The 19,902-nt window shown below is 68.2% G+C and carries 17 protein-coding genes and 1 tRNA gene; 4 read left to right on the top strand and 14 right to left on the bottom strand.

Annotation, left to right across the window (positions count from 1 at the left end):
- Positions 1–7 precede the first annotated feature (7 nt).
- The 4 genes from HHL11_RS15545 to HHL11_RS15530 all read right to left on the bottom strand — a co-directional run bounded on the left by HHL11_RS15545 (position 8) and on the right by HHL11_RS15530 (position 5,354).
- Positions 8–94, bottom strand: a tRNA-Leu gene (locus HHL11_RS15545).
- A gap of 125 nt (positions 95–219) precedes the next feature.
- Entirely contained in the window at positions 220–948 is a 729-nt protein-coding gene (locus tag HHL11_RS15540) for a glycosyltransferase family 25 protein (RefSeq protein ID WP_169419255.1), read from the bottom strand.
- 61 nt (positions 949–1,009) lie between these two features.
- The gene (locus HHL11_RS15535; protein WP_169419254.1) at positions 1,010–4,177 is read right to left on the bottom strand and encodes an efflux RND transporter permease subunit; all 3,168 of its coding nucleotides are present in this window, start codon (positions 4,175–4,177) and stop codon (positions 1,010–1,012) included.
- Positions 4,178–4,184: 7 nt separating this feature from the next.
- A complete protein-coding gene (locus HHL11_RS15530; RefSeq protein WP_169419253.1) occupies positions 4,185–5,354 on the bottom strand; it encodes an efflux RND transporter periplasmic adaptor subunit in 1,170 nt (389 codons plus the stop codon).
- A gap of 199 nt (positions 5,355–5,553) precedes the next feature.
- Here HHL11_RS15530 and hpnC point away from each other — a divergent pair, with 199 nt between their 5' ends.
- The 3 genes from hpnC to hpnE are packed head-to-tail and all read left to right on the top strand — an operon-like array spanning position 5,554 to position 8,526.
- Positions 5,554–6,411 carry a squalene synthase HpnC gene (gene hpnC, locus HHL11_RS15525; protein WP_169419252.1) on the top strand — a complete coding sequence of 286 codons (858 nt, stop codon included), beginning with the start codon at positions 5,554–5,556 and terminating at the stop codon, positions 6,409–6,411.
- An 11-nt stretch (positions 6,412–6,422) separates the two neighbouring features.
- Positions 6,423–7,262 (top strand): presqualene diphosphate synthase HpnD, encoded by an 840-nt coding sequence (hpnD, locus tag HHL11_RS15520; RefSeq protein ID WP_169419251.1) that lies wholly within the window; start codon positions 6,423–6,425, stop codon positions 7,260–7,262.
- A gap of 7 nt (positions 7,263–7,269) precedes the next feature.
- On the top strand, positions 7,270–8,526 hold the full coding sequence (gene hpnE / locus HHL11_RS15515) for a hydroxysqualene dehydroxylase HpnE (RefSeq protein ID WP_169419250.1): 1,257 nt from the start codon (positions 7,270–7,272) through the stop codon (positions 8,524–8,526).
- Positions 8,527–8,590: 64 nt separating this feature from the next.
- Here hpnE and HHL11_RS15510 read toward each other — a convergent pair whose 3' ends face one another.
- Entirely contained in the window at positions 8,591–9,295 is a 705-nt protein-coding gene (locus HHL11_RS15510) for an HAD family hydrolase (protein ID WP_169419249.1), read from the bottom strand.
- A gap of 18 nt (positions 9,296–9,313) precedes the next feature.
- On the opposite strand from HHL11_RS15510, the gene hemH reads away from it, so the two are divergent.
- Positions 9,314–10,321, top strand: a complete 1,008-nt coding sequence (gene hemH, locus HHL11_RS15505) for a ferrochelatase (protein ID WP_169419248.1) — start codon at positions 9,314–9,316, stop codon at positions 10,319–10,321.
- On the opposite strand, the gene HHL11_RS15500 is transcribed toward hemH, so the two are convergent.
- The 9 genes from HHL11_RS15500 to HHL11_RS15460 form a co-directional block, all read right to left on the bottom strand.
- Positions 10,322–11,188 carry an alpha/beta fold hydrolase gene (locus tag HHL11_RS15500; RefSeq protein ID WP_169419247.1) on the bottom strand — a complete coding sequence of 289 codons (867 nt, stop codon included), beginning with the start codon at positions 11,186–11,188 and terminating at the stop codon, positions 10,322–10,324. It abuts the gene before it with no gap.
- A 10-nt stretch (positions 11,189–11,198) separates the two neighbouring features.
- A complete protein-coding gene (locus HHL11_RS15495) occupies positions 11,199–12,254 on the bottom strand; it encodes a branched-chain amino acid ABC transporter permease (protein ID WP_205964441.1) in 1,056 nt (351 codons plus the stop codon).
- The gene (locus HHL11_RS15490) at positions 12,254–13,234 is read right to left on the bottom strand and encodes an ABC transporter permease subunit (RefSeq protein WP_169419245.1); all 981 of its coding nucleotides are present in this window, start codon (positions 13,232–13,234) and stop codon (positions 12,254–12,256) included. The genes HHL11_RS15495 and HHL11_RS15490 overlap by 1 nt, the downstream gene beginning before the upstream one ends.
- Positions 13,231–13,956, bottom strand: coding sequence for an ATP-binding cassette domain-containing protein (locus HHL11_RS15485; protein ID WP_169419244.1), 726 nt, complete (start codon positions 13,954–13,956; stop codon positions 13,231–13,233). Before HHL11_RS15485 ends, HHL11_RS15490 begins: the two co-directional genes overlap by 4 nt.
- The gene (locus HHL11_RS15480) at positions 13,953–14,717 is read right to left on the bottom strand and encodes an ABC transporter ATP-binding protein (RefSeq protein WP_169419243.1); all 765 of its coding nucleotides are present in this window, start codon (positions 14,715–14,717) and stop codon (positions 13,953–13,955) included. The genes HHL11_RS15485 and HHL11_RS15480 overlap by 4 nt, the downstream gene beginning before the upstream one ends.
- Positions 14,718–14,897: 180 nt before the next feature.
- Positions 14,898–16,085 carry a substrate-binding domain-containing protein gene (locus tag HHL11_RS15475; RefSeq protein ID WP_169419242.1) on the bottom strand — a complete coding sequence of 396 codons (1,188 nt, stop codon included), beginning with the start codon at positions 16,083–16,085 and terminating at the stop codon, positions 14,898–14,900.
- A gap of 157 nt (positions 16,086–16,242) precedes the next feature.
- Complete coding sequence (locus HHL11_RS15470; RefSeq protein ID WP_169419241.1) at positions 16,243–17,697, bottom strand: sigma-54 interaction domain-containing protein; 1,455 nt, start codon at positions 17,695–17,697, stop codon at positions 16,243–16,245.
- 156 nt (positions 17,698–17,853) lie between these two features.
- Complete coding sequence (locus tag HHL11_RS15465) at positions 17,854–19,365, bottom strand: tripartite tricarboxylate transporter permease (RefSeq protein WP_169419240.1); 1,512 nt, start codon at positions 19,363–19,365, stop codon at positions 17,854–17,856.
- 4 nt (positions 19,366–19,369) lie between these two features.
- On the bottom strand, positions 19,370–19,882 hold the full coding sequence (locus HHL11_RS15460; protein ID WP_169419239.1) for a tripartite tricarboxylate transporter TctB family protein: 513 nt from the start codon (positions 19,880–19,882) through the stop codon (positions 19,370–19,372).
- Positions 19,883–19,902: the final 20 nt, after the last annotated feature.

Here is a 19,902-nt window from a genome sequence, read left to right as displayed (position 1 = left end):
AACGCGGTGGTGCGCGGGGTCGGACTCGAACCGACACGCCCGTGAGGGCGTCAGGACCTAAACCTGGTGCGTCTACCAATTTCGCCACCCGCGCAGGTCACTGAAAGGGAAAAGCGGGCCGCCAGGAGAACCCGGCAGCCCGCTCGAATCCGGTCAACCAGCTATTTTAGCCGACCTCGCGATGGCGAGATCGTCCCGGATCCGCCGTGGAAATTATCCTCACGCCTGGATCGTCGACAGGCGCTGCTCGTTCTTCGTCGCCACCAGGGGCGGGAAGGCGACGAAGGACTTCGTCACCGAGTAGGTCCGGGCCATCGCGATGTCGATGCCGGCATTGGGGATGTTGCGGTTCAGGACCGGGAAGAACATCTCGAAGTGCTTCATCGGGAAGCACTCCGCGCGGAACTTGCGGGCCCCCTTCGGCGAGATCGTGTACGCCGGGATGCCGCCACAGCGGTCCAGACCCAGCGGCACGGCCGGCGTCGTCGAAGTGCGGAAGCCCTCCATGTTCTCGCGCAGCAGGTCCTGGTCGAACACCATGACGGCGGGCGAAAAGCCGGCCGTGGACATCAGCGACAGGATCGAATCGAAGTTCCAGCCCCACAGGACGAAGTCCCAGTCCTCGGGCAGGCGCGCCAGCACGGCAGCCGACTCCCTGGCGAAGTCCAGGCGGAACACCGCATCGTCCTCGGACACCGTCACCGGGCGGTCCAGCGCGATCGCCTCCTCCCACAGCCGCAGGTGCGACAAGGCGCAGCCATAGGCGCCGAGGCTGGGGAAAGGCAGGGGATGGATGAAATGCCGCGGGTCTTCGATCTGCGCGTCGCTCAGCGCCTTGCCGTCCACGGCCTCGAAGAACTCGTGCGCCACGTGGGCGTTGTTGCGGCTGAAGCTTTCCCGGCGGTCACCGGACCGGCGCAGGTTGATGACCTTGACGGGGCTGTTCACTGCTCGCGTTGGGGGTTGTGTCGCGGCCGAGCATACGCCACGGCCGCGGCCACCCTCCCCGTCACGCCGCTGCCGGCACGAGCGCGGGAGCCTCGCCGTTGTTTTCGCGCCGCACGCGGAACCAGGCCGCGTACATCGCCGGCAGGGCCAGCAAGGTCAGCACCGTCGCCACCACCAGGCCGCCCATGATGGCTACGGCCATCGGGCCCCAGAACACGGAGCGGGACAGCGGGATCATGGCCAGCACGGCGGCCGCGGCGGTCAGAACGATGGGCCGCAAGCGGCGCACCGCCGACTCGACGATCGCGTCCCAGGCCGGCACGCCGCGGGCGCGGTCCTGCTCGATCTGGTCGATGAGGATCACCGAGTTGCGCTGGATCATGCCCATGAGCGCGATCACGCCGAGCAGCGCGACGAAGCCGAAGGGCCGGTCCAGCAGCAGCAGCGAACCCGCCACGCCGGCGATGCCCAGCGGGCCGGTCAGGAACACCAGCATCGCGCGGCTGAAGCTCTGCAACTGCAGCATCAGCAAGGTGAAGGTGATGAACAGCATGATCGGCACACCGGCGGCGATCGACGACGAGCCCTTGCCGCTCTCCTCCACCGCGCCGGCGACCTGGATGCGGTAGCCCGCAGGCCAGCGCTGTTCCAGCTCGCGCAGCTTGGGCAGGAGTTCGTTGGTGACGGTGGCGCCCTGCAGGCCCTCCACCACGTCGCCCTGCACAGTGATCGCGTAGTTGCGGCCTTCGCGCCACATCACGCCCGGCTCCCAGGTGAACACCGGCCGCGCGATCTGCGTGAGCGGGATCGACTTGCCGGAAGCCGTCGGCAGGTAGGCGTTGCCGATGTCGGTGATGGCGCTGCGCTCGTCCAGCGGCTGGCGCAGCATGATGTCGATCAGCTTGTCGCCTTCGCGGTATTGCCCGATCGTGTTGCCGGCCAGGATGGTGCGGCTGGCCTGGGCAATGGACTGGCTGGTGACGCCCAGCGCCCGCGCCTTGTCCTGGTCGACCTCGAGGCGGATCACCTTGACCGACTCGTTCCAGTTGTCGTTGACGCCGCGCGTATTGGGGCTCTGCCGCATGGCGGCCTTCACTTCGTCGGCGCGCTGGCGCAGCTGTCCGGGGTCCGGGCCCAGCACCCGGAACTGCACCGGATAAGGCACGGGCGGCCCATTGGGCAGCAGCTTCACGCGGCCGCGCACCTCCGGGAATTCCTGGGCCAGCAAGGTCGGCAGCTTCACGCGCAGCCGCTCGCGTTCGTGCATGTCCCTGGGCTGGATGATCAGCTGGGACACGTTGCTTTGCGGGAAGATCTGGTCCAGCGGCAGGTAGAAGCGCGGCACGCCGGAGCCGACCCAGGTGGTGACGTCCGACACGCCCGGCTCGTTGATCAGCCTCTTTTCGAAGCGCTTGGTCGTTTCCTCGTTGGCGGCAAAAGACGTGCCTTCCGGGAACCAGATGTCGACCAGGATCTCCGGCCGGCTCGAATCCGGGAAGAACTGCTGCTGCACCTTGCCCATGCCGACGATGCCCAGCCCGAAGATGACCAGCGTCGCTGCGATCGTCTTCCAGCGGTGCTCGACGCACCAGTTCACCGTCGCACGGAAACCGCGATAGAAAGCCGTGTCGAAGTGCTCGTGATGCTCGGCGGAGACCGGCTTGGCCTTCAGCAGCAGCTGGCCCAGGTAGGGCACGAAGAACACCGAGACGATCCAGCTCAGGACCAGAGCCACCACCGTCACCGCGAAGATCGCGAAGGTGTATTCGCCGACGGTGGAGCGGGCCAGGCCGATCGGCAGGAAGCCGGTGGCCGTGATCAGGGTGCCGGTCAGCATGGGCATGGCCGTCACTTCGTAGGCGAAGGTGGCGGCGCGGAACTTGTCGTAGCCCTCCTCCATCTTCCGCACCATCATCTCCACGGAAATGATGGCGTCGTCCACCAGCAGGCCCAGCGCGATGATCAGCGAGCCCAGCGAGATCTTGTGCAGGCCGATGCCCCAGAAGTTCATCGCCAGGAAGGTCACGGCCAGCACCAGCGGAATGGTGATGCCCACCACCAGGCCGGGACGCATGTCGACGTACCAGCGCTTCCAGATCGGGAGCTTCGGCGCGTCGGGCCGGCGATGCAGACCGAGGCTGATGAAGCTGACGCCCAGCACGATGACCACGGCTTCGATCAGCACGTGCACGAATTCGTTGACCGAAGACGACACGGCCTCCGGCTGGTCCTGCACCTGCACCAGGCGGATGCCCGCCGGCAGGCCGTCGTCGATGCGGTGCGTGGCCGCCTTCAGCGACTTGCCCAGGCGGATGATGTCGCCGCCCTTGGCCATGGAGACGCCCAGCGCGACCACCTCGCGGCCGTCGTGGCGCACCTTCACCTGCGGCGGGTCGACGTAGGCGCGCTTGACCTGCGCGATGTCGCCCAGGCGCAGCTGCATCCCGGAAGCGCCGCGGATCGGCATGGCGCGCAGCTGCTCGATGGTGTCGAACTGGCCGCCCACGCGCACCTGCACCGTGTCCAGCGGCGTCTGCACCGCACCGGCGGATTCGATCGCGTTCTGCTGCCCCAGCTGCGCGACGACCTGGTTCAGGTCCAGCCCCAGCTGCGCCAGGCGCTTCTGCGAGATCTCGACGTACAGCTTCTCGTCCTGCACGCCGAACATTTCGACCTTGGCCACGTCCGGCACGCGCAGCAGCTGCTGGCGCACGTCGTCGGCGAAGTCCTTGACCTCCGCGTAGCTGAAGCCCTTGTCGGCTTCCAGCGCGTAGATGACGCCGTAGACGTCGCCGTATTCGTCGTTGAAGACCGGGCCCACCACGCCGGCCGGCAAGGTGCTGCGCATGTCGCCGATCTTCTTGCGCACCGTGTACCAGACGTTGGGCACTTCGGAGGCACGCGACGAATCCTTGATCTGCAGCACCACCAGCGCCTCGCCGGGCTTGGAGTAGCTGCGGATCACGTCGGCGTACGGCACTTCCTGCAGCGTGCGCTCGATCTTGTCGGTGACCTGTTCGGCGGTCTGCTGCGCGGTGGCGCCGGGCCAGAACACGCGGATGATCATCGCGCGGAAGGTGAAGGGCGGATCCTCGTCCTGCCCGAGCTGGAAGTAGCTGGCGAAGCCCAGCACCATCAGCACGATCATCAGGTAGCGCGTGAGCGCCGGGTGCTCGAGGGCCCAGCGCGAGAGGTTGAAGCGCTCGCGTTGCGTTTTGCTTTCGCTCATCGAAGCCTCAGCGCGAAGTGGCGGACTGGGCCATGCCGGCCGGCACGCTCACCGGCTGGGGCTGCGAGGCGAGCGCGGGGGCCGCGGCCGTCTTGTCCTGCCAGATCGTGACCTTCTGGCCCGGCGACAGCACGTGCACGCCGGCCGAGACGACCAGCATGCCGGGCGTGAGGCCCGAGGCGATGACGGCGTCGTTGCCGTCGGCCGTGGCCACCGTCACCGGCTGCGAACGCACGGTCATCGTCTTGCGTTCCAGCACCCACACGGCCGTGCCCTGCCCTTCCTGCCGCAAGGCGCTGGTGGGCAGCTTGATGACCTGCGCGCCGACGTGGCTCAGCGCCTGCGGCATCACGGAAACCGTGGCGCCCAGCGGCGGCGGGGTCGGGCTGTCGAGGGAGACCTTGACGGGATAGGTGCGGGTCACGGGGTCGGCGCTGGCGGCGACCTCGCGGATGCGGCCAGGCAGCGTGGCGCCGGTGGACCAGGATTTCACGGTGACGGGCCCCCCGGTCTGCACTGCGCCGACCTTGTCCTCCGGCACGGAAAACACCACGTCGCGCAGTCCGTCCTGGGCGATGCGCACGATGGGCGTGCCGGCCGCGACCACCTGGCCCGGCTCGGCTTCGACCGCGGTCACCACGCCGGCCGCGTCGGCCAGCAGGTCGGTATAGCGCGCCTGGTTGCCCTGGGAAGCGAGCTGCGCCTGGGCCTGTTCCAGCTGGGCCTGCGCCGCCTTCAAGGCGGTCTCGCGGCGCTCCACTTCGGCGCCGGCGATGAAGTTCTCTTCCTTCAGCTTGACGTAGCGCTTGTAGTCGGCCGCGGCGAGGTCGCGGTTGGTCGTGGCGGCGGCCACCTGGGCGCGAGCCGCATCGGCGGCCAGCCGGTAGTCCTGCGGGTCCAGCTGCGCCAGCAACTGGCCGGCCTGCACGCGCTGGCCCACTTCGGCCTGGCGGCGCAGCACCTTGCCGGCCACGCGGAAGCCGATGCGCGACTCCACGCGCGGCTTCACCTCGCCGGAGAACTCGTGCACGGCCTGCAGCGAGGACGCCCCGACCGTGACCACCTTGACGGCACGTACCGGGTCCGCCGGGGCTTCGGTGCGCGAACAGGCACCGAGCAGCAGGGCCGCGGCAGCAACAGCGCTGCCGGTCAACAAGCGGGAGGGAAGTTTCTTCATGGCGCTCCGCCAATTTCGCAAAACAGCCGAGTTACGGCAAGTAACAATTTCTTGGATTCCCTGGAATCAAACACCAGGGAAGTTAGGTCCGCATTAGTACCGCCACCAGCACCGCCAAGACGGTCCGCGCAAACCCTTAATGACTGACTGGTTAGTAATCTAGGAAAATGACCCATCCTTGTCAAGCGACAATCCGGCTGTGACTGCGCTCCCCGACGACCGGCTCGCACGCGTCGACCACTACGAGAATTTCCCCGTCGCCTCGTGGCTCTGCCCGCCCCGGCTGCGCCCGCCCATTGCCGCGATCTACTGGTTCGCGCGCACCGCGGACGACATCGCCGACGAGGGCGACGCGCCGGCGGCGCAGCGGCTGGCCGACCTGCAGGCCTATCGCGCGGACCTCGCGGCGTGCTGCGCGGGCCAGCCCGATTCCGGCCGCTGGCCCAATGTGTTCGGTCCGTTGCGGCGCAACATCACCGCGTTCCAATTGCCCGAGCAGCTGCTCGCCGACCTGCTGGATGCTTTCCGGCAGGACGTCGAGATGACGCGCGACGGCGCGGTCCACCCCGACCGCGCCGCCCTGCTCGCTTACTGCAGCCGCTCGGCCAATCCGGTCGGGCGCCTGCTGCTGCACCTGTACGGCGTGCAGGACGCGAAAGCACTGGCCCAGAGCGATGCGATCTGCACCGCGCTGCAATTGATCAACTTCTGGCAGGACCTGAGCGTGGACCTGCCGCGCGGCCGCTACTACCTGCCGCAGGCCGACGCCAGCCGCCACGGCGTGGACCCGCGCGCGCCGGGCCAGACGCCGCATCGCGCCGCCGCCACCTTGCTGGTCGGCGAGCTGAGCGCCTGGACGCGCAAGCTGATGCTGGAAGGCGCGCCGCTCGTGCACCGGGTGCCCGGGCGCGCCGGCTGGGAGCTGCGGCTGGTGGTGCAGGGCGGCCTGCGCGTGCTCGATCGGATGGCGGCGCAGGGCTTCGACACGCTGCGCAAGCGCCCCAAGGTCGGCGCGCGCGACCTGCCGCTGTTGTTATGGCGCAGCACGCGGATGTGACAATCGCGGGCATGACGCCCGAGCAATACGTCCAGGAAAAAGCAGCCGCATCGGGCAGCAGCTTCTACTACGCTTTCCTCTTCCTGCCGCCGCCGCGGCGCGCGGCCATCACGGCCTTCTATGCCTTCTGCCGCGAGGTGGACGACGTCGTCGACGAAGTGACCGACCCCGGCGTGGCGCGCACCAAGCTCGCCTGGTGGGCGGCCGAGGTCGCGCAGTCCTTCGCCGGCAACCCCACCCACCCGGTGATGCGCGCGCTGATGCCCAGCGTGCCGGTTTTCGGCATCGCGCAGGAGCAGCTGCAGGCGGTGATCCGCGGCTGCGAGATGGACCTGGAGCAGACCCGCTACCTCGACTTCCCCAACCTGCAGCGCTACTGCCACCTGGTGGCCGGCGTCGTCGGCGAGGTCGCCGCGCGCATCTTCGGCCAGACGAAGGAAGTCACCACCGAATACGCGCGCAAGCTGGGGCTGGCCTTCCAGCTGACCAACATCATCCGCGACGTCGGCGAGGACGCGATGCGCGGGCGCATCTACCTGCCGGTCAACGAACTGCAGCAGTTCGACGTCAAGGCGCACGAGATCCTGCAGCGCACGCACTCGGACCGCTTCGTCGCGCTGATGAAGTTCCAGGCGCAGCGCGCGCATGCGCTGTACGACGAAGCGCTGGCCCTGCTGCCCTCGGAAGACCGCCGGGCGCAGAAGCCGGGCCTGATGATGGCCAGCATCTACCGCACCTTGCTGCGCGAAATCGAGGCCGAGGATTTCCGCGTGCTGAACCAGCGCATCAGCCTCACGCCCGTGCGCAAGCTGTGGCTGGCGTGGAAGGTGCAGGCGCTGGGAAGGATGTAGCGCCTAGATGCGGATTGCCGTCGTCGGAGCGGGCTGGGCCGGGCTGGCATGCGCGGTCGGGGCCGGCGAACGCGGGCACCAGGTGGTGGTGTTCGAGGCGGCGCGCGCGCCCGGCGGCCGCGCGCGCACGCTGGCGGTGACGCTGCCGGATGGCCGCGAGGCGCTGCTCGATAACGGCCAGCACATCCTGATCGGTGCGTACACCGAAACGCTCGGCATGATGGAGAAGGTGGGCGTGCGGCTGGACGAAGTCCTGTTGCGGATGCCGCTCACGCTGTTGCGGCCGGACGGCAACGGCCTCGCCCTGCCCGACTGGCCCGCGCCCTGGGACGCGGCAGCTGGCATCGTCAGCGCGCGCGGCTGGGACTGGCGCGACAAGCTCTCGCTGCTGCGCGCCGCCGCCGGCTGGCAGCGCAGCGGCTTCCGCTGCCCGCCGCAAGCCACCGTGGCGCAGCTGTCCGCGGGCCTGACACCGCGGGTGCAGCAGCAATTGATCGAGCCGCTGTGCGTCGCCGCGCTCAACACGCCGGCGGACCAGTCCAGCGGCGAAGTGTTCCTGCGCGTGCTGCGCGACAGCCTGTTCGGCCGCGGCCATGGGCCCTGGCGCGGCTCCAACCTGCTGTTGCCCAGGCAGCACCTGGGCGAGCTGTTCCCGCACGCCGCGCAAGGCTGGCTGGAAGCGCACGGCGCCGAAGTGCGTTCGGGCGCGCGGGTGCGCACCATCTCCGCCACCGACGCGCGCTGCGCCGTCGATGGCGAACGGTTCGACGCCGTGGTGCTGGCCTGCCCTGCGGGCGAAGCGGCACGGCTGGCGCGCGCGGCCGGTCCAGCCGGCGTCTCTTGGGCGACGCAGGCGGAAGCGCTGGAGCACGAGGCCATTGCGACGGTGTACGTCACCGGTGGCCCGCGGCTGGCGCAGCCGATGCTGGCGCTGGAAGGCGGCCCGGCGCAGTTCGTGTTTGACCGCGGGCAGCTGGGTGGCCCGTCCGGCCTGCTGGCCTTCGTCGCCAGCGCCAGCGAAGGCGGGCGCGAAGAGCTGGAGCCGCAGGTGCTGGCGCAGGCCAGCGCGCTGGGCTGGGCGGTGCAGCCGCTGCAGACGGTGGTGGAAAAACGCGCGACCTTTGCCTGCACGCCGGGGCTGCAGCGGCCGCCCGAGGCTGTCGCGCCACGGCTGTGGGCTTGCGGGGATTACGTGGCCGGACCGTATCCGGCGACCTTGGAAGGCGCCGTGCGCTCGGGGCTGGAGGTCGCTTCGCTGTTGTGACAGCGCTGGGGTTGCTGGCGCGAACCCAGCCTGCGGGAAACCGAGGTCGCCCCCAGGAACCACGCTAGGGGCGCGGCGGCTCGAAGAGCTCTTTCAGTTCGCCGAGGCTCGCCAGCGTCACGTGCGGCAGCTGCTCGTGCGGCCACAAGGCATCCGAGCGATTGAGCCACGCGGTCTGCATGCCGGCGTTCAGCCCGCCCAGCACGTCCAGCATCACGTCGTCGCCGATGTGCAGCACTTCGTCCGGCTGTACCTCCACGGCGCCGCAGGCGGCCAGGAAGATGCGCGGGTCCGGCTTGCCGACGCCGAACTCACGCGCCGAAATGCTGGCGCGGAAGAAGCGGCCCAGGCCCACGCGCTCGATGTTGGCATTGCCGTTGGACAGCGCCACCAGCGGATAGCGCTGCGCCAGGAATTCCAGCGCCGGCAAGGCGTCGTCGAACAGGATGACGTTCTGCCGCTCGGCGAAGAACACTTCGAAGGCGGCCTCGGCAAGCGCCGGGTCCTCCTCGGCGCGCGTCAGCGCCAGCCGGATCGACTCGCGCCGCAGCGCGCTCATGTCGTGCTTCAGGTCGGGCCGCAGGTCCGTCATCTGCTCGCGGATCTCGCGCATGGCGAGCGGGCTGGAGAACAGCGCCGCGGTCATCGGCGCGTTGTCCACCAGCCAGCGGTGGAGCGCCTTTTCGGCCCGTTCGATCACCGGCCAGATGGGCCACAAGGTGTCGTCCAGGTCCAGCGTGATCGCCTTGATTTTCCCGAGCTCGAGCATGGGGGGCGAGAATACCGCATGCCCGTTAACGAACGATGGACCGGGGTCTTGTACTGCAACCTCGGCACCCCCGAGGCGCCGACCGCTCCCGCGGTGCGGACCTACCTGGCCGAATTCCTGAGCGATCCGCGCGTGGTGGAGATCCCGCGCGCGGCCTGGCTGCCCCTGCTATACGGGCTGGTGCTGCCGCTGCGCGCCAGCAAGTCCGCCGCCAAGTACGCCACCATCTGGACGCCAGAAGGCTCGCCGCTGAAGGTTTGGACCGAGCGGCAGGCCAAGCGCCTGCAAGGCTGGCTCGGCGAGCGCGGGCACCGCGTGCGGGTCGCGTACGGCATGCGCTATGGCAAGCCCGCCATCGCCGCCCAACTCGACGCGCTGAGGGCGGCCGGCTGCACGCGCATCCTGGTGCTGACGGCCTATCCGCAGTATTCGGGCACGACCACCGCCAGCGTGATCGATGCCGTCAATGCCTGGAGCGCGCGCCAGCGGCACGTGCCGGAGCTGCGCTTCGTCAACCGCTACCACGACGACCGCGGCTACCTGCAGGCCCTGGCCCATCGCATCGAGCGGCACTGGCGCGAGCACGGCCGGCCCGACCAGCTGGTGCTGAGCTTCCATGGCATTCCGGAACGCGCCGTGCGCCTGGGCGACCCGTACGCCGACGAATGCCGCCGCACCGCGCACCTGCTGGCCGAATGGCTGCAGCTGTCGGACCAGCAGTACACCCTCACCTTCCAGTCACGCTTCGGCAAGGCGAAGTGGCTGGAGCCGTATACCGAGCCGACGCTGAAGAAGCTGGCGCGCGCGGGCACCAGGCGGGTCGACGTGGCCTGCCCCGGCTTCACGGCGGATTGCCTGGAGACGCTGGAGGAAATCGCCCAGGAAGGGCGCGCCGCCTTCCTCACCGCCGGCGGCAAGGAGTTCCACTACATCCCCTGCCTCAACGACGAGACGGAGTGGATCGCGGCGCTGGGCAACATCGCGCAGCAGCACCTGGCGGGGTGGGACACCACGCCGCCCAAGTGATCACGCCGCGGCTTCGATGAACGAGCGGACCAGCGCAAGCTGGTCCGGCACGTTGAGGGCCGGCGCATGCCCGCAGCCGGCGACCTCGACGACCTTGACCAGTCCGAGCTTGCCCGGCCCGCGCGCGAGCATCTCGTCGGCCGTCTCGCGCATCACCAGGTCCGACTGCGCGCCGCGCAGCAGCAGCACAGGGATGCGCAGCTGCTCGTAGTGGTCCCACAGCTCGTAGTCGTCGGGGTGGTCGGTGAATTGGCGCACCATGGCCGGGTCGTAGTGCGGCGTGACGCGGCCATCCGGCAGCCGGCGCGTCGAGGTCTCGGTCAGGCGCCGCCATTGCGCATCGCTGAGCCAGCCATAAGGCTTGTAGACGGTGCGGAAGAACTCCTCCAGCTGCGCGATCGTGGCGAAGGCCGGCGGGTTGCCCGCATAGTCGCGGATCCGGTCCACCGCCGCCTGCGCCAGGCTCGGCGCGTTGTCGTTCAGCAGCAGGCTCTGGATGCGCGGCGCCAGCTGCGGCTGGAACAGGCCGGAGGCGCAGACGGTGCCGATCGCGCCACCCATCGACGTGCCGACCCAGTGCGCGCGCTCGATCTTCAGCTGCTCGAACAGTTCGGCTGCGAGCCGCGCGTAGAACTCCAGCTTGTACTCGTTGCCCGGGTCCGGGCTCCATTGGCTCAGACCGCGGCCGACGGTGTCCGGGCAGATCACGCGGAAGCGGTCGCTCAGCGACGCGGCCAGTTCGTCCATGTCGCGGCCCGTGCGCGCCAGGCCGTGCCAGGCGATCACGGTGGGCTTGTTGCCGGCTCCCCACTCGGTGAAGTGGATCTCGCGGCCGGCGCACGTGAGGTAGTTCGATGTGAAAGACATGGCTCGTCCCTCAGTTCGTCTTGGCCGGGCCCAGGGCCCGCAGGCGCCCCACCACGCCGGTGGGGAAGTAGTAGACCGAGAGCACGAACAGCACGCCCAGCCACAGCAGCCAGCGGTCCGGCGACAGCAGCGCGGCCAGCCAGGGCAGGCCGCTGGCGGCGTCGCTGGCCAGCTTCAGCAGGTCCTGCAGGTAGCTCTGCGCCACCACGAACAGGCCGGAGCCGATGACTGCGCCGTAGATCGTGCCCATGCCGCCGATGACGACGACCAGCAGCACGTCCAGCATCACCTCGAAGGACAGCGTCGTGTCCGGGCCGTTGTAGCGCAGCCAGATGGCCAGCATCGCACCCGCCAGCGTCGCGAACAGCGCCGACAGGATGCTGGAGACGGTGCGGTACACGACCACGCGGTAGCCGATGGCCTCGGCGCGGAACTCGTTCTCGCGGATCGCCTGCAGCACGCGGCCGAAGGGCGAGTTGACGATGCGCAGCAGCGCCAGGAACAGCACCACGGCCAGCACGAAGAGCAGGTAGTAGCAGAGGATGCGGCCGTCGATGCGCTCGGTCAGCTCGAAGCTGGGCGACAGCACCGCGGGCATCTTGAAGGTGAGGCCGTCTTCGCCGCCGGTGAAATCCGACAGCTGCGAGGCCAAGGTCTGGAAGGCCGCCGCGAAGGCCAGCGTGATCATCGAGAAGAAGATCGCGCGTACCCTGAGCGAGAACAGGCCGATGGCCAGCGCCAGCACGAAGGACAGCGCCAGCGCGCAAGCCGTGCCCACCACCAGCGCGGACCAGCCCGCGCCCATGCGCGTCGAGGCAATCGCGATGCCGTAGGCGCCGATGCCGAAGAACATGGTGTGGGCGAAGCTCACGATGCCGGTGTAACCCAGCAGCAGGTCGAAGCTCGCCACCAGCACGATGAACACCAGCACCTTGGCCGCGACGTTCAACGCCTTGACGCCGGGAATGGCGAAAGGCGTGACGGCCAGCGCCAGGAAGATCGCCAGCAGGATCACCGCCAGCACGCGGCTGCGCGGGTAGTCGTTGGAAAGCAGGCGGGACAGCATCATTTGCTCAGCGCGTACACGCCCTGCGGCCGCCACAGCAGGATGGCCATCATGAGCAGGATGTTGGAGAACAGCGCCGCCTTCGGCACCAGGAAGCCGGTGTAGTTGGCCATCAGGCCCACCAGCAGCGCGCCCACCAGCGCGCCCGTGGTCGAACCCAGGCCGCCGATGATCAGCACGATGAAGATCAGCACGTTGACCTGGGCGCCCATCTGCGGGATGACGTTCTGCTGGTACATCCCCCACATCACGCCGCCCAGGCCTGCCAGCGCGCTGCCGACGACGAACACGCCGACGAACAGGCGCCTGATCCGGTAGCCCAGCGACTCCACCATCTCGCGGTCCTGCACCCCGGCGCGAATGAGCAGGCCGATCTTGGTGCGCGTCAGCGTCCACAGCAGCAGGCCGAACACGACGCTGCCCACCACCACCGCGATCAACCGGTACTTCTCGACCGCCGCATCGCCCCAGTAGAAGCTGCCGCGCATGCCTTCGGGCAGCGGCAGCGGGATCTGCAGCGGGCCCCAGATCACCTTGATCAGCTCCTCGCCGATGATCATGCCGCCCATGGTGATGAGGATCTGCTTCAGGTGGTTGCCGTACACGGGCCGCACGATGAAGCGCTCAAAAGCCAGGCCCACCGCGCCGGCCACGAGCATCGCGACCACCATCGCCGGCAGCACCGCCAGCAGGTTCACCCACAGGCTGGACGAGCCGGTGTAGTCGCCCATGGAACCCAGCACGCTGGTGGCGACGAAGGCGCCCAGCGCGATGAACACGCCGTGGCCGAAGTTCAGCACGTCCATCAGGCCGAACACCAGCGTGAGGCCGGAGGCGATGATAAAGATGATCATGCCCATGGCGAGGCCCGCCACCGTGAGCGTCACCCAGGTGGAGGCCGAGCCGATGAAGGGCAGCACGATCAACGCGAGCAGCGGCACCAGCGCGAGCGGCTTCCAGTCGAAGTCCTTGAGGTTCACAGTGCCAGCCCCAGCAGCGAGTGCTGCAGTTCCTCGTTTTCCGCCAGCGCCTTCATGGAACCCGCATGCACGACGACGCCGTTGTCCATGACGGCCACGCTGTCGCCGAGCCGCTTGGCGAAGTTGATGTTCTGCTCCACCAGCAGGATGGTCACGCCGCTTTGCTTGAGCGAAGCGAACGCGTCGATCATGTTGTTGATGATGGCGGGCGCAAGGCCCTTGCTCGGCTCGTCGACGATCAGCACCTGGCGCGGCTCGACGATCGCGCGCGAGACGGCCAGCATCTGCTTCTGCCCGCCGGACAGCTTGCCGGCGGGGTGGTTCCAGAACTTCTCCACCGCGGGGAACAGCGAGAAGATCCATTCGAGCCGGTTGCGGTCGATCTGCTGCACGCTGCGCGCGCCGCGCGCGGCCAGCAGCATGTTCTCCTTCACCGTCAGGTCGGCGAAGATGCCCATGTTCTCGGGCACGTAGGCCACGCCCAGTTCGGCGATGCGCGGCGTGGGCAGCTGCGCGATGTCCTCGCCGCCGAAGGTGATGCGGCCCTGCGAAGCGCGCCACAGGCCCATGATCGTCCGCAGGGTCGTCGTCTTGCCGGCGCCATTGCGCCCCAGCAGCATCGTGAGCTGGCCGCGCGGCACGACCAGGTCGACGCCGTGCAGGATGTGGTACGCCCCGATGTGCGTGTGCACGCCGGAGAGGGTCAACAGGTTTTCGCTCACGCGCCCTCCTTCGCGGACACGCCCAGGTAGGCTTCCTGCACGATGGGCGAAGCGATCACCGTCGCCGGGTCGCCGTCGGCCACCAGGGTGCCGTTGTGCAACACGATGATGCGGTCGGCCAGTTCGCGCACCACGTCCATCTTGTGTTCGACCAGCAGGATGGTCTTGCTGCGGTCCGCCTTCAGCTTGCGGATCAGGTCCAGGATGACGGGCGCTTCGGCGTGGTTCATGCCGGCGGTGGGCTCGTCGAACATGTAGACCTGCGGCTCCAGCGCCATCAGCAGCGCCACTTCCAGTTTGCGCTGGTCGCCGTGCGGCAGGTTGGCGACGAGCTCGTGTTCCTTGTCCTTCATGGCCACGGACTGCAGGATGGCGTCGGCGCGTTGCAGCAGGTCGCGGTGGTCGCTCCAGACGCTCCACAGGTTCAGGCCGGTCCTGGCCTGCGTGGCCTGCACGGCGAGGCGCACGTTCTCCAGCACGCTCAGGCGCGGGAACAGGTTGGTCAGCTGGAAGGCGCGGCCCAGGCCGGCGCGCGTGCGCTGCGACGGCGGCTCGTTCGACAGGTCGCGGCCGCCCAAGGTCACGCGTCCTGCACTGGCCTTCAACTGGCCGGAGATCAGGTTGAAATAGGTCGTCTTGCCGGCGCCGTTGGGGCCGACGATGGCGGTCAGGGTCCCCGGTTCGAACGAACAGGTGACGCCATTGACCGCGACGTGCCCGCCGAAGCGGATGGTCAGGTTCTCGGTGGCGAGGAGGCTCATGGGACTTCCAAACTTCCGGACTTCCAAACTTCCAAACTTCCGGACGCAAAAGACGCAAAGGTTGCGCAAAAGTCGCAAAGGGCAAGCCAAGACAACGAAATGTCTTTTTTGCGTCCTTTGCGTCCCTTTGCGGCTTTTGCGTCCGGAAGTCCGGCGGTTCGGCAGTCCGCCTTCAGGCGATCAACGCGTATTGCGGATCGGCACCTGCATCTCTTCAGGCTTGATCTCGTGCACCAGTTCCGGCACGCCCCAGGGGAAGGCCGGGTCCACCTTGATCTTGAAGTGGTACATGCTTTGCAGCGCCTGGTGGTCTTCCTTGCGGAAGGTCATCTTGCCCTTCGGCGTCTCGAAGCTCATGCCTTCCATCGCCGGGATCAGCTTGGCCGCGGTCGCGTCGCCGTTGGTCTTCTTCAGCGCGGTCACGATCGCCATCGCCGCGGAGAAGCCGCCGGCGGTGAAGAAGTCCGGCGGGCTCTTGAACTGCTTGTAGTGCTGGGCGACCATCGCCTCGTTCACCGGGTTCTTCGGGATGCCAAAGTAGTAGTAGGTCGCACCTTCCATGCCCGGGAACTGCTTGTACGAGGCCATCGCCGGCAGGATGTTGCCGCCGGTGGCGATCTCGATGCCGTAGCGCTTCAGGTCCAGGTCGGCGATCTTGAACGGGTTGCCGGCGCCGGCCCAGACGATCCAGATCACCTTGCGGCCCGGCTGGTTCTTCAGCGCGTCGATCAGGCGCTGCGCGCCGGCGGTGAAGTCGGTCGTGTTGGCCGGCAGGTATTCCTCGTGGACGATCTTGGCCTTGTGGACCGCTTCCTTGAAGGCCTTCACGCCGTCACGGCCGAAAGCGTAGTCCTGCGCCAGCGTGGCGATGGTCACGCCCGGCTTGTCCAGCGCCACGGCGTTGGAGATCGCGTCCTGCGAGCTGTTGCGGCCGGTGCGGAAGATGTACTTGTTCCACTTGTCGCCGGTGATGGAGTCGGCCACGGCGGGCTCCACCAGCAGGATCTTCTTGTATTCCTCGGCCACGGGCAGCAAGGCCAGCGCGACGCCGGAGGAGGTGGGGCCGATGGCGAGGTCGGCCTTGTCGTCGGAATAGGCGGTGGCCAGCAGCGACTTGCCCAGGTCCGGCTTGCCCTGGTCGTCCTTCTCGATCAGGACGATCTTCTTGCCGTTGACCATCATGGTGCCGCCGGTGGCGTATTCCAGGCCCATCTGCAGGCCGGTCTGCGTCTGCTTGCCGTAGGCTTCCAGCGCGCCGGTGCGGCTGTAGACGTGGGCGATGCGGATCTCCTTGGAATCCGCCCAGGCGGGAGCGGCGAGCGTGGCGGCGGCCACGGCGGCGGCCGCGACCCAAGTACGACGATGCATGTTGTCTCCTGTTCGTTGATGCGAAGCGCTGTTCTTTTGCACGGCCCGTGCCAGCTCGCAAGCCCTTGATTTCATTGGACTTGTCGCCGCCGGGAGGCACAAGTGTCCGAAGATCATACAGCCGCGCTTGGCTGGAAACCGGACAGATGCCTGAAAATCAGACAGTCAACTCCAGGCGTTCGTAGAGCTTGGCGCGGGAGATCCCGAGCAGTTTCGCCGCCGCGACCTTGTTGCCGCCGGTGGCCTCCAGCGCCGCCTGGATCGCCGCGCGTTCGACTTCGGCCACCTGCTCCGCGAGCGGGCGCAGCGCACTGCCCTGCACCGCTGCGGACGCAGCCGGCAGCGGCGGCGCGGGCGGCAGACGCTCGACGCCAGCGTCGCGCAGCACCTGTTCCAGCTGCGGCTCGGCGATGTGCTGCGTGTCGCTGCGCATGGCGGCCTGCTCCAGCACGTTGCGCAGCTCGCGCGTGTTGCCGCGCCAGTTCTGCGCACTGAGCATCGCGATGGCCGCGGGGCTGAGTTCGTAGGGCGCGGAGCCGTTGCGCAGCGCGATGTCTTCCACCAGCACTTCGGCCAGCGCAGGGATGTCCTCGCGCCGCTCGCGCAGCGGCGGCACGCGGATCGGCAGGACATTCAGGCGGTAATAGAGGTCTTCGCGAAACTTGCCTTCGCGCACGAGTGCGGCCAGGTCACGCGAGGTCGCGGCGATGACACGCGCGTCGAAGGGCACGACCTTGTTGGAGCCGAGCTGCTCGATCTCGCCTTCCTGCAGCGCGCGCAGCAGCTTGGGCTGCAGGGCGAGCGGCATGTCGCCGATCTCGTCGAGGAACAGCGTGCCGCCGTCGGCCAGCTTGAACTTGCCTTCACGGCCCTTGCGGTCGGCGCCGGTGTAGGCGCCCGGCGCGACGCCGAAGAACTCCGCTTCCAGCAGCGTGTCGGGGACCGCGGCGATGTTGACGCTGACGAAGGAGCCGCGCGAGCGCGCCGAAGCGGCGTGGATCGCGTGCGCCAGCAGTTCCTTGCCGGTGCCGGTTTCGCCGAGCAGCAGCACCGGGCTGGTGGATTGCGCGGCGCGGCGAGCCTGGCGCTTGACTTCGACGGCCGCGGGGCTGCCCCCGATGAAGCTGGCCAAGGTGTACTTGGTGCGGCGCTGCGTCGCCAGTTCGCGCCTGGCGTCCTCGAGGTCGCGTTGCAGGCTGGCGAACTTCTGGATCAGCGGCTGGATCGTGGTCTCGGGATGGTCGAACAGCACGATGCCCAGCGCGCCGATCACCGTGCCGGCCTCGTCGCGCAGCGGGATGCGGCTGACGACGAAGGTGCCGGCCTTGTTGGACAGCAGGTCGATCAGGATCGGCTTGCCGGTTTCCAGCACGCGGTGCATCTGCGTGTTGTGCACCACGTCCGAAACGCGGTGCCCGACGAAGTCCTCCACCCGCGGAAACCCCAGGGCCGGCAGGAAGCGCTTGTACTGCTCGTTGATCCACACGACCCGGGCTTCGCGGTCCACCAGCAGCATGCCTTCGCTGGCATTGGCGAACAGGTCGAACATGGAGCGCGCCGCCAGCTCCAGGATGCGCTGGCCGTCGAGCGGCAGCGGGTCGGTGGACTTCATGCCGTTGATGGTAGCGCGGCGAGCAAGGCGGACTGCCAAAGCGGACTGCCGAACGCAAAAGCCGCAAAGGTTACGCGAAGGACGCAAAAGAAATTCACTCCCTATTTTTTGCGTCCTTCGCGTCCTTTTGCGCCCTTTGCGTTAGGAAGTCCGCGTTCACGCCGCCGCGAGCGATTCCTTCCGACTAGCGAGCCACCGATACACCCGCGGCAGCACCAGCACCGCCGCGATGATCGCGATCAGCACGATCGACACCGGCCGCTGCACGAACACGCTGAAGCTGCCTTCGCCGATCGACACCGCGTTGCGCATCTGCGCTTCGGCCAGCGGGCCCAGGATCATGCCCACCACCACCGGCGCCGTGGGGAAGTCGAAGCGGCGCATCAGCACGCCGGCCAGGCCGATGCCCCACAGCAGCACCAGGTCGAAGGCGCTCTGGCGCATGCCGTAGGCGCCCACCGTGGCGAAGATCAGGATGCCCGCATAGAGCTGCGGCTTGGGGATCTTCAGCAGCTGCACCCACACCTTCACCATCGGCAGGTTCAGGATCAGCAGCATCACGTTGCCGATGTACAGCGACGCGATCAGCGCCCACACCAGCGCGGCGGAGTTGGTGAACAGCTGCGGACCCGGCTGGATGCCGTAGTTCTGGAAGGCGCCCAGCAGGATCGCCGTGGTGTTGGAAGTCGGGATGCCCAGCGTCAGCAGCGGGATCAGCGCCGTCGTCACCGTGGCGTTGTTGGCGGCCTCGGGGCCGGCCACGCCTTCGATGGCGCCGGTCGTGCCGAATTCGGCCTTGTCCTCGCCCCTGGCCAGCTTCTTCTCCACGGCATAGGACAGGAAGGTCGGGATCTCGGTGCCGCCGGCCGGGATGCAGCCGAAAGGCGCGCCGATCGCGGTGGCGCGCAGCCAGGCCGGGATCGAGCGCTTCCAGTCCCGCCTGGACATGTAGACGCGGCTCATCTTGTTCTGCGTCTCGACGACCTTGCCTTCGTACATCGCCGCGTACAACACTTCGGCCACCGCGAACAGGCCCACGGCCACCAGCACGATCTCGATGCCATCGAGCAGTTCGGGGACGCCGCCGGTGTAGCGCGCCTGGCCCGAGATCTGGTCCATGCCCACGAGGCCCAGCGCGAGGCCGAGGAACAACGCCGTCATGCCGCGCAGCGTGCTCTGTCCCAGCACCGCGCTCACGGTGGTGAAGGCCAGCACCATCAGCAGGAAGTATTCCGGCGGGCCCAGCTTCACCGCGAAGTCGGCCACCGTCGGCGCGAACAGCGTGACGATGACCGTGGCGATGGTGCCGGCCACGAAGGAGCCGATGGCGGCCGTGGCCAGCGCCTGCCCCGCGCGGCCGCTCTTGGCCATCTTGTTGCCTTCCATGGCCGTCACCATGGAAGCCGTCTCGCCCGGCGTATTGAGCAGGATCGACGTCGTCGAGCCGCCGTACATCGCGCCGTAGTAGATGCCGGCGAAGAAGATCATCGACGCGGTGATGTCCACCTTGGCCGTGATCGGCAGCAGCATGGCCACCGCCACGGCGGGGCCGATGCCGGGCAGGACGCCGACGGCCGTGCCGAGCACGCAGCCGACGAAGGCCCACAACAGGTTGAGCGGCGTGACCGCGGTGGCAAAGCCTTGCAGCAGGGAGGCGAAGATGTCCATGGCTTCAGATCCAGCCGGAGCCGGTCAGCCCGGGCAGGTTGATGGCGAGGAATTGGGTGAACATCCAGTACACCGGCGCGGAGATGACGAGGCCCGCCGCGAGGTCGCTCGCCAGCACGCGCGCCTGCCCGGCCTGCTGCCCCTGCGCGCGGCGCAGGCCTTGCACCGCCAGCATGTAGCACAGCGTGCAGCTCAGGATGAAGCCGATGGTGGTGATCAGAGCCGCGTTCGCGAGCAGGCCGGCCGAGACCCACACCAGGCCCGGCCACCAGGCGCGTTCGGCGCCGGAGGGTTCGCCCATCTCCCGGAAGCCGCCGGTGAGCGCCTCGCGCACGATCAGCACGCCGCAGACCAGCAGCACCACGGCGACCAGCCAGGGCAGGAAGTTGGGGCCGACGCCGCCGTAGCCGGCTTCGCCCGGGATGCTGAAGGCGCCGGCGGCCAGGCCGAGGCCGGTGAGCGCGATGGCGGCGCCCACGGCCACCTGGACCGGGTTGCGTTGGAGTGTTGTCGTCATGGTTTGCCTTCAATAAAAAA

This window comes from Ramlibacter agri, assembly GCF_012927085.1.
GTDB classification, from domain to species: domain Bacteria; phylum Pseudomonadota; class Gammaproteobacteria; order Burkholderiales; family Burkholderiaceae_C; genus Ramlibacter; species Ramlibacter agri.
The sequence above is the reverse complement of the archived record's forward strand: the minus strand, read 5'-3'. Positions and strand labels throughout refer to the sequence as shown.

Bases quoted from the DNA above. Each gene is read 5' to 3' on its own strand.
- HHL11_RS15535 (WP_169419254.1), bottom strand. From the start codon at position 4,177: ATGAGCGAAAGCAAAACGCAACGCGAGCGCTTCAACCTCTCGCGCTGG.
- HHL11_RS15530 (WP_169419253.1), bottom strand. From the start codon at position 5,354: ATGAAGAAACTTCCCTCCCGCTTGTTGACCGGCAGCGCTGTTGCTGCC.
- hpnD (WP_169419251.1), top strand. From the start codon at position 6,423: ATGACGCCCGAGCAATACGTCCAGGAAAAAGCAGCCGCATCGGGCAGC.
- hpnE (WP_169419250.1), top strand. From the start codon at position 7,270: ATGCGGATTGCCGTCGTCGGAGCGGGCTGGGCCGGGCTGGCATGCGCG.
- HHL11_RS15510 (WP_169419249.1), bottom strand. From the start codon at position 9,295: ATGCTCGAGCTCGGGAAAATCAAGGCGATCACGCTGGACCTGGACGAC.
- hemH (WP_169419248.1), top strand. From the start codon at position 9,314: ATGCCCGTTAACGAACGATGGACCGGGGTCTTGTACTGCAACCTCGGC.
- HHL11_RS15500 (WP_169419247.1), bottom strand. From the start codon at position 11,188: ATGTCTTTCACATCGAACTACCTCACGTGCGCCGGCCGCGAGATCCAC.
- HHL11_RS15495 (WP_205964441.1), bottom strand. From the start codon at position 12,254: ATGCTGTCCCGCCTGCTTTCCAACGACTACCCGCGCAGCCGCGTGCTG.
- HHL11_RS15480 (WP_169419243.1), bottom strand. From the start codon at position 14,717: ATGAGCCTCCTCGCCACCGAGAACCTGACCATCCGCTTCGGCGGGCAC.
- HHL11_RS15475 (WP_169419242.1), bottom strand. From the start codon at position 16,085: ATGCATCGTCGTACTTGGGTCGCGGCCGCCGCCGTGGCCGCCGCCACG.
- HHL11_RS15470 (WP_169419241.1), bottom strand. From the start codon at position 17,697: ATGAAGTCCACCGACCCGCTGCCGCTCGACGGCCAGCGCATCCTGGAG.
- HHL11_RS15465 (WP_169419240.1), bottom strand. From the start codon at position 19,365: ATGGACATCTTCGCCTCCCTGCTGCAAGGCTTTGCCACCGCGGTCACG.
- HHL11_RS15460 (WP_169419239.1), bottom strand. From the start codon at position 19,882: ATGACGACAACACTCCAACGCAACCCGGTCCAGGTGGCCGTGGGCGCC.